Source organism: Microbulbifer hainanensis, assembly GCF_014904735.1.
Classification (GTDB): domain Bacteria; phylum Pseudomonadota; class Gammaproteobacteria; order Pseudomonadales; family Cellvibrionaceae; genus Microbulbifer; species Microbulbifer hainanensis.
In genome coordinates this window covers 109,248-121,977 of sequence record NZ_JACZCR010000004.1, presented here as the reverse complement: position 1 = coordinate 121,977, position 12,730 = coordinate 109,248, and the positions used below count along the sequence as shown (strand labels likewise).

9 protein-coding genes and 1 tRNA gene are annotated in these 12,730 nt (G+C 58.1%); all 10 read left to right on the top strand.

From position 1 onward, the window contains the following. Nucleotides 1-47: 47 nt before the first annotated feature. The 10 genes from rlmE (at nt 48) to IG168_RS02260 (ending at nt 12,704) form a co-directional block, all read left to right on the top strand. Nucleotides 48-668, top strand: a complete 621-nt coding sequence (rlmE, locus tag IG168_RS02305) for a 23S rRNA (uridine(2552)-2'-O)-methyltransferase RlmE (RefSeq protein WP_193161531.1) — start codon at nt 48-50, stop codon at nt 666-668. A 152-nt stretch (nt 669-820) separates the two neighbouring features. After that, complete coding sequence (gene ftsH, locus IG168_RS02300; protein WP_193161530.1) at nt 821-2,740, top strand: ATP-dependent zinc metalloprotease FtsH; 1,920 nt, start codon at nt 821-823, stop codon at nt 2,738-2,740. Nucleotides 2,741-2,858: 118 nt separating this feature from the next. Then, entirely contained in the window at nt 2,859-3,704 is an 846-nt protein-coding gene (folP, locus tag IG168_RS02295; protein WP_193161529.1) for a dihydropteroate synthase, read from the top strand. 46 nt (nt 3,705-3,750) lie between these two features. Next, nucleotides 3,751-5,103, top strand: coding sequence for a phosphoglucosamine mutase (glmM, locus tag IG168_RS02290; protein ID WP_193161528.1), 1,353 nt, complete (start codon nt 3,751-3,753; stop codon nt 5,101-5,103). Nucleotides 5,104-5,196: 93 nt separating this feature from the next. Further along, nucleotides 5,197-5,922: a triose-phosphate isomerase gene (tpiA, locus tag IG168_RS02285; protein WP_193161527.1), complete on the top strand. Its 726-nt coding sequence runs from the start codon at nt 5,197-5,199 to the stop codon at nt 5,920-5,922. A gap of 90 nt (nt 5,923-6,012) precedes the next feature. Beyond that, nucleotides 6,013-6,471 (top strand): preprotein translocase subunit SecG, encoded by a 459-nt coding sequence (secG, locus tag IG168_RS02280; protein ID WP_193161526.1) that lies wholly within the window; start codon nt 6,013-6,015, stop codon nt 6,469-6,471. An 8-nt stretch (nt 6,472-6,479) separates the two neighbouring features. Then, nucleotides 6,480-6,565, top strand: a tRNA-Leu gene (locus tag IG168_RS02275). 441 nt (nt 6,566-7,006) lie between these two features. Continuing rightward, on the top strand, nt 7,007-7,525 hold the full coding sequence (locus IG168_RS02270; protein WP_193161525.1) for a hypothetical protein: 519 nt from the start codon (nt 7,007-7,009) through the stop codon (nt 7,523-7,525). A gap of 2 nt (nt 7,526-7,527) precedes the next feature. After that, nucleotides 7,528-9,561, top strand: coding sequence for a tetratricopeptide repeat protein (locus IG168_RS02265; RefSeq protein WP_193161524.1), 2,034 nt, complete (start codon nt 7,528-7,530; stop codon nt 9,559-9,561). After that, on the top strand, nt 9,558-12,704 hold the full coding sequence (locus IG168_RS02260) for a tetratricopeptide repeat protein (RefSeq protein ID WP_404931982.1): 3,147 nt from the start codon (nt 9,558-9,560) through the stop codon (nt 12,702-12,704). Before IG168_RS02265 ends, IG168_RS02260 begins: the two co-directional genes overlap by 4 nt. Nucleotides 12,705-12,730 lie beyond the last annotated feature (26 nt).

Genomic DNA, 12,730 nt, shown 5'->3' with positions numbered 1-12,730 from the left:
GGGGCCCGCTCCTGTAAAAGCTGTTGTCATTGTAGGTATTGTACCCGATGGGCCGATCGAAAAGCAGCCACCGCTGGCTGCGCGAGCATTTTAACGACCACTACGTCAAACAATCGCAGAAGGAGGGCTACCGCTCTCGTGCGAGCTATAAACTGCAGGAGCTGCAGGAGAAAGACCGCCTGTTCAAGCCGGGCATGACGGTCGTGGACCTCGGGGCGGCGCCTGGTGGTTGGTCACAAGTGGCGATGGAACTGGTTGGTCACAATGGCCGGGTGCTGGCCTCGGATATCCTGCCGATGGATCCGCTCGCCGGTGTGGAGTTCGTGCAGGGCGACTTTACCGAGGAATCGGTGCTCGGTGAGCTGCTGGAACGTCTCGGTGAGGACAAGGCGGACCTTGTGATTTCGGATATGGCCCCCAATATGAGTGGTGTGCGGGCAGTCGATCAGCCGGCTTCCATGTATCTGGTGGAGCTGGCAGTGGACATGGCCCGCCAGGTGCTCAAGCCCGGTGGTGCATTTGTCGCCAAGGTTTTCCAGGGCGAGGGTTTTGACGAGTTGATCCGCGACCTGCGCGGCAGCTATAACAGTGTGGTCACCCGCAAGCCCGGCGCATCCAGACCGCGTTCGCGCGAAGTCTATATAGTGGCGCGGGGCTTCAAGGGCTGAGCGGAATTAATGAAGGGTCATTTCTGACCGATGTCCCTAATATGGTATAAGCATAACCGGCGCTGTGGTGCGCCGGGCATGCAGGCATGCGTGCCTATACTGGTGTGATCGGAATTGAGTGCTAAGGCGAGAGGGCGACCCCTTTGAATGATATGGCAAAGAATCTTGTACTGTGGTTGATCATCGCAGCGGTGCTGCTGATGGTTTTCCAGAATTTCAAACCGCAGTCCAGGGATGAGTCCCTCAGCTACTCGGAATTTGTGCAGGATGTGCAGGCGGGCCAGGTGCAGAGCGTCGTGGTTGACGGTCTGGTCATTACTGGCGAGAAAGCCGATGGCAGCCACTTCAAGACCATCCAGCCGCAGATCATCGACGATGAACTGACCAACGAGCTGGTGCGCAACAACGTCAAATTCGTCGGCCGCGAGCCCGAATCCCCCAGTATCTGGCAGCAGCTGCTGGTGGCGAGCTTCCCGATCCTGATCATCATCGCGGTCTTCATGTTCTTTATGCGCCAGATGCAGGGCGGCGCCGGTGGCCGCTCCGGCCCCATGGCGTTCGGCAAGAGCAAGGCGCGCCTGCTGGGTGAAGACCAGATTAAGACCACTTTTGCCGATGTGGCGGGCGTGGACGAGGCCAAGGAGGATGTACAGGAGCTGGTGGAGTTCCTGCGCGATCCGACCAAGTTTCAACGCCTGGGCGGTAACATTCCCCGCGGCGTGCTGATGGCGGGCCCCCCCGGCACCGGTAAAACGCTGCTGGCCAAGGCCATCGCCGGCGAGGCCAAGGTGCCGTTCTTCTCGATCTCCGGTTCCGACTTTGTGGAAATGTTCGTCGGTGTCGGTGCATCTCGTGTGCGTGACATGTTCGAGCAGGCCAAGAAACAGGCGCCGTGCATCATCTTTATCGACGAGATCGACGCCGTTGGTCGCCATCGCGGCGCCGGTGTCGGCGGCGGTCACGATGAGCGCGAGCAGACCCTGAACCAGTTACTGGTGGAAATGGACGGCTTCGAAGGCAATGAGGGTGTGATCGTCATCGCTGCGACCAACCGCCCGGATGTGCTCGACCACGCACTGCTGCGTCCGGGGCGCTTCGACCGCCAGGTATTCGTCGGCCTGCCGGATATCCGCGGCCGCGAACAGATTCTCAAGGTGCATATGCGCAAGGTTCCGGTGGACGACAAGGTGTCCGCGCAGACCATTGCCCGAGGTACTCCCGGCTTCTCCGGTGCCGACCTGGCCAACCTGGTCAATGAGGCCGCGCTGTTTGCCGCGCGCGCCAACCGCCGTGTGGTGACCATGGATGAGTTCGAGCGTGCCCGTGACAAGATCATGATGGGCGCCGAGCGCAAGTCCATGGTCATGAACGAGAAGGAAAAGGTGAATACCGCTTATCACGAGGCCGGTCACGCGATCATCGGCCGCCTGGTGCCTGAGCACGACCCGGTACACAAGGTCACCATCATCCCGCGCGGTCGTGCCCTGGGGGTGACCCAGTTCCTGCCGGAAGAGGACAAGTACAGTATTTCCAAGCGGGCCATCGAGTCCCAGCTGTGCTCGCTGTTCGGCGGCCGTATTGCCGAGGAGATGACTCTCGGCATCGATGGTGTGACTACCGGTGCTTCCAATGATATCGAGCGGGCTACTGAGCTCGCGCGCAATATGGTTACCAAGTGGGGCCTGTCGGAAAAACTCGGACCGCTGCACTATGGCGAAGACGATAGCGGCCAGCCCGGTGCCGGCAACCCGGTTTCGGGTCAAACTTCAAACGATATCGATGCCGAAGTACGCCGTATTATCGACAGCTGCTACGAGCGCGCGCAGAAGCTGCTGGAAGAGAACCGGGATATTCTCGAAGCGATGAAAGACGCGCTGATGGAATACGAAACCCTGGATGCCGAGCAGGTCGACGACCTGATGGCGCGCCGCAAGGTGCGGCCACCACGCGACTGGCACGACAGCGACCTGGGTTCCGGAGGTAGCGGCTCTGTGAGCGATACAGACACCGGCCGCGACGGCGGTGAGGCAGACAAGGGCAACCCGGTGGGCGGCCCCCTGAACGGTCACTGACACGAGTTGCGGCGCAAAAAAAACCAGGGTCCGCCCTGGTTTTTTTTATCGGAAGAAATATAAAACTGCGATACGGAATGCTCCGCGCGCAGTGGTTTATCGGATGGCGAGGGGATGTATGAAACTGGAGTGTGGCCGACAAACACTGGATCTGGTGCGCCCGCAGGTAATGGGCATCCTCAACGCCACGCCGGATTCCTTCTCCGATGGTGGTAGTTACTATGCCAGCGGCGGGCTCGATCTGGGCCTGGCGCTCGCCCGCGCCGAACAGATGGTGAGCGAAGGGGCAACTATTATCGATGTGGGTGGAGAGTCCACACGTCCGGGCGCGGCCCAGGTATCGGAGCAGGAGGAGTTGGACAGGGTCATCCCGGTGGTAGAGGCGATCCGCGCCAATCTGGATGTGGTGATTTCCGTGGATACCAGCACCCCGGTGGTGATCAGCGCCTCGGCCGAGGCTGGTGCGGGTTTGATTAACGATGTACGCGCCCTGGAGCGTCCGGGCGCCCTCGAGGCGGCGGCCGCCACGAATCTGCCGGTATGTGTGATGCATATGCAGGGCCAGCCGGGCAGCATGCAGCAGGCCCCCAATTATGACGATGTCGTGGCCGAAGTGGGTGCTTACCTGATGGCCCGACTGCGTGCGTGTGAAGCTGCGGGAATCGCCCGTGAGCGAATGATTTTTGATCCGGGTTTCGGTTTCGGCAAAAACGACGAACACAACCTGGCCCTGCTGCGGAACCTCCCAAAGCTGGCGCCATCGGATATCCCATTGCTGGTGGGTATGTCGCGCAAGTCCATGGTCGGGCGTCTCCTCGATCGCGCCGTGGATGAGCGCCTACCGGGCAGTCTGGCACTGGCCATGCTCGCCGCCCAGCGGGGCGCGAAGATAGTGCGGGTACACGATGTCGCGGCCACGGTGGATGTGTTGCGAATGCAGCAGCTGGTGGATTGCCCGGAATAATGTGCCGCCCGAGCAGGGTGGCAATCGAAGGAAGAGAACGCAAAAGATGGCGAGACAATATTTTGGCACCGACGGTATCCGCGGTCGCGTCGGTGAGGGTGTAATCACTCCGGATTTCATGCTGCGCCTGGGCTATGCGGCCGGCAAAGTGCTCGGTGAGTTGGCCGGCAGCAAGCGCAGCGGTCGCAGCAGTATCCTGATCGGCAAGGACACCCGTGTGTCCGGTTATATGTTCGAGGCCGCGCTGGAGGCTGGATTGATCAATGCCGGCGTCGATGTCGGCCTGCTCGGTCCCATGCCGACCCCGGCAATTGCCTATCTGACACGCACTTTCCACGCGCAGGCTGGGATCGTGATCAGTGCTTCCCACAACCCCTATCATGACAACGGCATCAAGTTTTTCAGCGCCGAAGGCAGCAAGTTGCCGGATCAGGTGGAGCACGATATCGAGGCTGCGTTGGAACTGCCTATGACCACATCGGCCGATCTCGGCAAGGCATGGCGTATCGACGACGCCGCCGCGCGTTATATCGAATTCTGCAAGGCATCCACCCCCTGGGGCTTTTCCCTCGACGGGATGAAGATCGTGCTGGATTGCGCCAACGGCGCCACCTATCACATTGCGCCCAAAGTCTTTCGAGAGCTCGGAGCCGAGGTGACCACCATCGGCGTCAGTCCGGACGGGCTTAATATCAATCTGGAGTGCGGTTCCACCAAACCAAAGGCACTGCAGCGAAAGGTCGGCGATCTCGGCGCCGATCTCGGTATCGCCTTTGATGGCGATGGTGACCGGGTCCTGTTTGTCGACCGCAACGGCGAGTTGATCGATGGCGACCAGCTGCTGTTCATGATTGCGCTGCACCGCCAGCAGTTCCTCGGTGGCTGCAATGGCGTGGTGGGCACCCAGATGAGCAATTACGGCTTTGAGCTGGCTCTGCGCGAGCGGCAGATTCCATTTGATCGCGCCAAAGTCGGTGACCGCTATGTACTGGAGATGATGGGTGCCAACGGCTGGCAGCTCGGGGGCGAATCCTCTGGGCATATTATCTGTGCCGATTCCACTACCACCGGTGATGGGATCATCTCCGCGCTGCAGGTACTGAGGGCGCTGTGCGATTTCGGCGAACCCCTGCACCAGCTCAAGGGCCGCATGAATATGCTGCCACAACATATGATCAATGTGCGCCTGGCGCACCGCGACGGCGTGCTCGATCATACCGACGTCAGGGCGGCGGTCAGCGCCGCCGAGGGTGAACTGGCTGGTCGCGGTCGTGTACTGCTGCGTCCTTCCGGAACCGAGCCGCTGATTCGGGTCATGGTGGAGGGGGCTGACCGGGCCCAGGTGGAGCAGCTGGCGGGCCGCATCGCCGAGGTCGTCGAGCGGATCGGTAATAGTTAATCCTGGCGCTTATTCCCGCGTTACGGAATGTAGATTTCTGGTTGTATGTTGGCGGCAATATCGCTAAGATTTGCGCCCCTTGAAGGAGCACACATGCGCACACCGCTGGTAGCAGCAAATTGGAAAATGAACGGCAGCCGAGAGTTTGCCGAGCAGTTTCTCGCCGCGCTTGACCTCGAAGGCGTTACCGCAGAGGTGGTTGTTTGCCCCCCATTTCCCTATCTGGCACAGGTGGCGGAAAAGGTTCGCGGGGCCGTTCTGGGAGCGCAGAATCTCAGCAAGGAGACCTCCGGTGCGTTTACCGGTGAAGTCTCTGCTGCCATGCTGCGGGACTTTGATGTGCGCTACGTCATTGTGGGCCATTCCGAGCGTCGCAGCCTCTACGGAGAAGGCGACGAGCTGGTCGCTGACAAGTTTTTCGCTGCACAGCGCGAGGGGTTGACCCCGATCCTGTGTGTGGGCGAGACCTTGCAGGAGCGGGAAGCGGGGCAGGCACTGTCAGTGATTGCCAGGCAGTTACAGGCTGTCACCGGGCGCGCCAGCGAGGATGAGTTGCAGCGAGTGGTAATCGCGTATGAGCCGGTTTGGGCAATAGGTACCGGCAAGACGGCCAGCCCAGAGCAGGCTCAGGAAGTGCATCACTTTATTCGTGAGCAGCTGGGAGCCAAGGGCAGTGGGATACGCCTCCTGTATGGCGGCAGCGTAAAAAGCGGCAATGCTGCAGAGCTGTTCGCACAGCCTGATATTGATGGCGCACTGGTTGGCGGAGCTTCACTGGATGCGGATGAGTTTGGCAAAATTTGCCGAACCGCTGCGTAGAAAGAATATAGAATACGGGTTTGTCGGCGCAGGGCGCGCGGCGGGCTCAAACAGCAGGTCGCACTGACCTCAACAGCGGGTTTCCTGAAAATGGAAAAATTGGTTTTAGTCGTTCACGTACTGACCGCGCTCAGCATTATCGGCCTGATCCTGTTGCAGCAGGGTAAAGGTGCCGAAGCGGGTGCCTCATTTGGCTCCGGTGCCTCGCAGACGGTATTTGGTAGCCAGGGTAGTGGGAATTTCTTTTCCCGTCTGACCGCCATTATGGCCACCGTATTTTTCGTGACCAGTATTGGCCTGGCCCTGCTGGCCAAGCACAACTCTGCCAGCAATGTCGATGCGGATCTGCCGCAGGCTCCCGCTGCCGTAGAGCAGCCTGCTCCGGATAATGCAGCTCCGGCAGTTGACAGCGACGTACCGCAGATTGAAGATACGCAGCCGTCAGGCAGCGACGTTCCGTCTGCCGAAGATATCCCGGCAGCGGAAGCGCCGAAAGCTGGTGCCGATGAGGCTTCCGACAAGGAAGGCGATAACGGAGACCAGCAGTAACAGTTTTAGCCCAGGTGGTGGAATTGGTAGACACGCTATCTTGAGGGGGTAGTGAGCTATGCTCGTGCGGGTTCAAGTCCCGCCCTGGGCACCACATCAAAAAAAGCACTCGCGCAGGCGTGTGCTTTTTTTTTTGCCTGAACGTAGAGGGGTAGCCTCAGCATTTAAGCCGGAAAAGCATTACACCGTTCTCAAGATAGAGGCTTATGCGCGAACCGTGCACCGCGCACAATTTTCCTGGGCTTCTTCTGTGAATTGCGTACGCGTTCACTTTTTCCTGTGGTCGTGTATGCCATCTCGCGACAGTTTGCTTCCTGGTTCATGCTCAGATTCGGAAATAACACTGCTATTTGAGAATAAATCGATCGTACCGGATTGCGTCAGATTTGATCTGCCTCACATTTGAGTGTGCCCGGATTGCAATACAATCCCGCTGACCAAATGCCCCCTGTTTGCATTCATTTTTCAGGCGACCGACCTGTGGTTGCAGTTTTCACGGCGCTCATTGTTAGAGGTAGGGTCAGAGGTAGTTAACATGTTCAGAATTCTACAAATAACAATATTCATGCTGCTGTCGTCAGTCGTTTTTGCGCAATCCGCGCAGAATGTCAGTCGCGACCAGATCCGTGGACTTGACGAGCAGATTCAGGATGTCAAAAAAGATGTGATCGGGCTGACCTCCGAACTGGATCAGTTGGAGGAAAAATTACTCTTTCCTTCGAATACGCAGGTTTCTTTTTTTGTTTCCCTTGCGGACGCGAGTGCGTTCAATCTGGAATCCGTTGAGGTGAAGCTGGACAACAAGGTGGTTGCGCACCACTTGTATACTTTTCGGGAAATTGAGGCCCTGCAGAAAGGCGGTGTACAGAAAATCTTTACCGGCAACCTGCAAGCCGGCAGTCACCCGCTACAGGTGAGTTTTATCGGTAAGTCAGAGTCAGGGAGCGAGCGCCGAGCCAATGCCAGCTATCAGGTAGACAAGGCGGTGGGCCCCAAGTTTGTCGAGATAAAGATTGCCGGTGCTGAGTCCGCGATTAATTTCAAGGACTGGTAACTATGCGTTTCAGACAGGTTTCTGCTCTGTTCGGCGCTGCCCCATCATCGCTGCGGGTGCTGGCTGCGGTATTGGGCCTGCTTCCCGGTGCACTGATGGCGACAGCGCCCGCGGAGCATACCCTTCCCTCGGAGCACAACCTGAAGGACCTGTTTTATGGCGAAGCCATGTTTCAGGCCTACCAGCACAATTATTTCGATGCGATTGTCGAGCTGGATACCGAGCTGGAGCAGTATCACCATCTGGATGAGCCAGAGCGGGATCCGTTTACAGCCCACCTGGGACAGGCTGAATTTGGTGTAGGCGATCTCGAACTTTCCTATCGCATGCACCGCGAGGCGGGCCGCGCGATTGAAGCCGTACTCAAGGGCGATGTCCCCCAGCCCGTGCGCAATGAAGCCGCCTATCGACTGGCCAAGATTCAGTACCACAAGCAGCAGCCTCGCAATGCCCTGCACGCGCTGGAAATGATCCACGGCCGCGTGCCAGAACGGGTCAGGCCGCAGGAGCAGTTTCTGCGGGCTCAGGTGTACATGGAGCTGGGTCGCTTTGCCGAGGCTGTGGCGATTCTCGATGACCTGAAGGGCGACAAGTCCCTCGACGGCTTTGTCGAGTACAACCTCGGTATAGCACTGTTGAAGTCCGGTGAAGAAGAGCGCGGTGTTGTGGAGTTGACGGCGTTGGGCAAGCGCAGCAGTTCCGATGCAGCGCAGCAGGCGCTGTACGACAAGACCAACCTGCTGCTGGGCTATTACCTGATGGATGCGGGTCAGCTGGAGCTCGCGCGCCCTTACTTCGACCGGGTGCACCTGGAAGGCCCTTTTTCCAATCGTGCCCTGCTGGGTGCCGGTTGGGTGGAGGCCCGCGCGGGCCGCTACGATCGCGCACTGGTGCCCTGGAAAATGTTGCAGGCGCGGCAGGGCACCAACGAGGCCGTTCAGGAGGCGATGCTGGCAGTGCCCTATGCCTACGGCAAACTGGATGTCCACAGTACTGCGGCGATTAACTACGGTCGTGCACTGGATGCCTTCGGTCGTGAAATCGACACACTGAATAGCTCGATCAAGAGTATCCGCGAAGGTAAATTCCTCGAGGCTCTGCGCCGCAAAGAAGCCGATCAGGTACAAAACTGGGTGGTGGCGCTGCGCCAGCTGCCGGGCGCCCCGGAAACCCATTACCTGCTGGATCTGATGGCTTCGAATGATTACCAGGAATTCCTGCGCAACTATCACGATCTGAATGATCTCTACGAGCGCAATGAAAGTTGGCTGGATAGTCTCAAGTCCTATGAAAACCTGATCGATCTGCGCCGGGCCTATTACGAACCGCTGTTGCCGGATCTCGATCACAAATTCCGTCAGCTGGATGCACGTATAAAAGTGCGTATCGAACAGCGCGACAAATTTGCTGCGCGTATCGACCAGATGCTGGTCAGCAGGCGGCCGGAGTATCTCGCCAAGGCGGAAGAGCAGCGGGCGCTGTTGAGTCTGAAGCAGATGCATGCCCAGTTGACGCCAGCGAGTAGCGATTCAACCCGTCAGCGCATTGCACGGCTGGCAGGCGTGCTGAATTGGCGGCTGGCGACCGAATACGACCAGCGCCTGACCGATGCCTACAAACACCTGCAGGAACTGAACAAGGAAATCGAAGCACTGCAAGCGGTGTATCAATCCTATGTGCGCAGCCGTCAGGCGGCTACCCAGAGTTACGTGGGTTACAACGAAACGATCCACCGCCTGCGGGCACAGTTGCAGAATACTCAGGGTCGACTGAAGACCCTGATGGCGCGCCAGGGCAATATGCTGGAAACCCTGGCGGTCAATGAACTGGATCGACGCCGCGCGCAGCTGGAGAGTTACCAGATCAAGGCCCGTTTTGCGCTGGCTGATAGCTATGACCGTGCCAATGAGCTGCAGGAACAGCGCGAAGACCAGCGCAAGATTGAAAAACATAAGGCGTCTGAAGGCGAGCCGTTGCCACAGGATAATCCGCCGGAACTGGAAGCACCGGATAGCCAAGAGGGGGGCGAGCAGTGAAGCCCTTGACGAGAAACGTACTGGCCAATGCGATTCGGGTACGTCGTTGCACGACCGCAGTATCCGTAATGCTGCTTCTCAACGGTTGCGCAGGCATGAGCGAGCGCGGCACCATCGGCAGCCTGAAGCACGTCGATATCGATATCAAAGAGCAGCATATTGACGGTAGCCTCGAGAAAGCGCTGGCCAGTTATCAGAAATACCTGCAGGAAACACCGGAAACCGCGCTGACGCCGGAGGCGATCCGCCGTATTGCCGATTTGAAGATCAAGCAGGCACACAGGGCGGAAGACGCGGCGATTGATGGTGCGGTTGCCGCGACACACAGCGATGCCGTGGTTTCCATCGATGCGGACAGTACGCAGCAGCAGGCCAGTAATAGACGACTTGATGCACCGGCGGAAATCAATGCGCCGGTTGCTGCTGCGCCTACAGCGGCGGGCCCTGCTTCAAGTGACACCCGGCGGGCTGAATCCGATCAGGCATTTGAAGCCCGCGCCAGCGCGGGCATTGATGTTCCGACCAGCGATGCGCCGGTTGCGGTTCCGGGCGACAACCCGGATGCGATGCTGGCCGCGAACGCAGGCGAGGCTATCAAGCTATACCGCAAACTGCTGGTGAAATACCCGCTGTACGATCGCAATGACCAGGTCATGTACCAGCTCTCCCGTGCATACGAGGAAATCGGGGAAATTGACAAGGCGGTAGACGTATTGCGCCAGCTGGTCGCCAAATACCCGAATTCCCGCCATATCGATGAGTCCTACTTCCGCCTGGGCGAATACTATTTCACCCGCAAGAAGTATCTGGACGCAGAGGAAGCGTACGGCAAGGTTATTGAAATCGGTGTCGCTTCCAGCTTCTACGAGCTGGCCCTGTACAAGCGCGGTTGGTCCCTGTTCAAACAGGATATGTACGAGATGGCGCTGGACGACTTTATCGCCATGCTCGATTACAAGGTTTCCCAAGGCTACGATTTTGAGCAGCACGCCAACGAAGTCGAGCGCAAGCACATCGAAGATACCTTCCGGGTTGTCAGCCTGAGCTTCTCCTATCTCGGTGGGGCGGACTCTATTGTCGATTATTTCTCTCGCAAGGGCGCTCGGGAATTTGAATCCCTGGTCTACAGCCACCTTGGTGAATACTATCTCGACAAGCGTCGCTATCAGGACGCGGCGAATTCCTACAACACTTTTGTAGAGCGCAATCCTCTACACAAAGTATCGGCGAAGTTTTCCATCCGCGTCATTGATATCTACCAGAAGGGCGGCTTCCCGAAACTCGTATTGGAATCCAAGAAAACGTTTGCGACTACCTATGCACTAGATGCGCAGTACTGGAACGTTTTCGACATCAATGAATACGGCGATGTCGTCGAGTTTCTGCAGAGCAACCTGATCGATCTGGCCAGTCACTACCATGCGGCCTACCAGAACAAGAAGCTCAAAGACAAGAAAGCGGAGCATTATCGCGAAGCCATTCACTGGTATCGCAAGTATCTGAAGTCGTTCAGTGATAAGCCGCGCGCGCCGGAAATCAACTACCAGCTTGCTGGCCTGATGCTGGAAAATCGCAGTTTCCACGATGCTGCCGTGGAATACGAGCGCACGGCCTACAAGTACCCAGCACACGAGAATTCCAGCGCGGCAGGTTATGCCGCTGTTTACGCCTATCGCGAACATCTGGATACCGTGCTTAAAGACGCATTGGCAGATAAGCGCACACCGGCCATGCGGGAAGTCATTCGTTCGTCCCTGCAATTTGCGGATACTTTCCCGGCACATGAAAAGGCGGCCCAGGTGATGGTTGGTGCGGTAGATGACTTGTACAAGTTGCGCGATTACCCACAGACGATCCACAACGGCAGGCTGCTGCTGGAGAAATTCCCGAAAGCCGATAGCGATATCCGGCGATCGGCATGGCTGCTGGTGGCCCACGCGTCATTTGATACGGAAGCCTTTGTTGATGCCGAGGACGGTTATGGCAAGGCATTGGCATTGACAGCGCCCGACGCCAAGGATCGTGCCGGACTTGTGGACAACCTTGCTGCGGCGATCTACCAGCAGGGCGACCTTGCGCGCAAACAGGGCGATCAGGCTACTGCTGCCAAGCATTTCCTGCGCATTCGCCAAGCGGCCCCGGGCGCTTCAATTCTGGCGACGGCAGAATACGACGCGGCAGCATCACTGATTGCCTTAAAAGACTGGGGGCAGGCAGCGTCAGTGCTTAAGTCTTTCCGCCAACACTTCCCCAAACACAAGCTGATAAAGGACGTCACCAAGAAACTGGCAGTGGTTTACCAGGAGAGCGGCGAGCTGTTGTTGGCTGCGGCCGAATTTGAGCGCATTGAGCGGGAATCGGAAGATGACGACGTTCGGCGAGAGGCCCTTACCCAGGCTGCGGATCTCTACAGTGCGGCGAAAAGTAGCGATAAGGCCCTGGTGGTGTTACGCCGCTACGTCAAGCTGTTCCCGACACCGATGGAGCCGGCACTGGAAACGCGTCAGAAAATCGCCGATCTCTATAAAGCGACCGGCCAGCACAAGCAATATATGGATGAATTGCGGCAAATGGTGCGAACCGAATCCCGTGGTGGTAGTGAGCGCAATGACCGCACCCGCTACCTGGCGGGCAATGCGGCGTTGGCGTTGGCGAAGCCTGGCTTTGACGCCTTTACCGAGGTGCAGCTGGTCGCACCGATCAAGCAGAATCTGGATAAGAAGCGTGTGCGCATGAAGGCGGCGATTAAGGCCTACAGTGACCTGATTGATTACCAGGTGGCAGATGTGACTGCCGCGGCGACCTACTACCTGGCGGAAATCTACCTGCACTTCAGTCGTTCCCTGAAAACGTCGGAGAGGCCCACTAACCTGACGCCGCTTGAATTGGAAGAATACGAGCTGGCGCTCGAAGATCAGATCTACCCGTTCGAGGAAAAGGCGATATCTGTGCACGAGAAGAATATGGAATTGCTCGGTATGGGCATCTACAACGCCTGGGTGGCCAAGAGTATCGACCAGCTGGCGGGCCTGGTTCCGGCCAGATACGCACGGGCTGAAGATGCCGGCAATTACGTAGAGACCATTGTGCCCCGGGCACCGGAAATGGCCGATGCCGAGGTCCCTGACCCCAGCGGAACCTGAGGCAATAGCGGATTTAACGAGCGGAT

Bases quoted from the DNA above. Each gene is read 5' to 3' on its own strand.
- folP (WP_193161529.1), top strand. From the start codon at position 2,859: ATGAAACTGGAGTGTGGCCGACAAACACTGGATCTGGTGCGCCCGCAG.
- tpiA (WP_193161527.1), top strand. From the start codon at position 5,197: ATGCGCACACCGCTGGTAGCAGCAAATTGGAAAATGAACGGCAGCCGA.
- glmM (WP_193161528.1), top strand. From the start codon at position 3,751: ATGGCGAGACAATATTTTGGCACCGACGGTATCCGCGGTCGCGTCGGT.
- rlmE (WP_193161531.1), top strand. From the start codon at position 48: ATGGGCCGATCGAAAAGCAGCCACCGCTGGCTGCGCGAGCATTTTAAC.
- IG168_RS02265 (WP_193161524.1), top strand. From the start codon at position 7,528: ATGCGTTTCAGACAGGTTTCTGCTCTGTTCGGCGCTGCCCCATCATCG.
- ftsH (WP_193161530.1), top strand. From the start codon at position 821: ATGGCAAAGAATCTTGTACTGTGGTTGATCATCGCAGCGGTGCTGCTG.
- IG168_RS02270 (WP_193161525.1), top strand. From the start codon at position 7,007: ATGTTCAGAATTCTACAAATAACAATATTCATGCTGCTGTCGTCAGTC.
- secG (WP_193161526.1), top strand. From the start codon at position 6,013: ATGGAAAAATTGGTTTTAGTCGTTCACGTACTGACCGCGCTCAGCATT.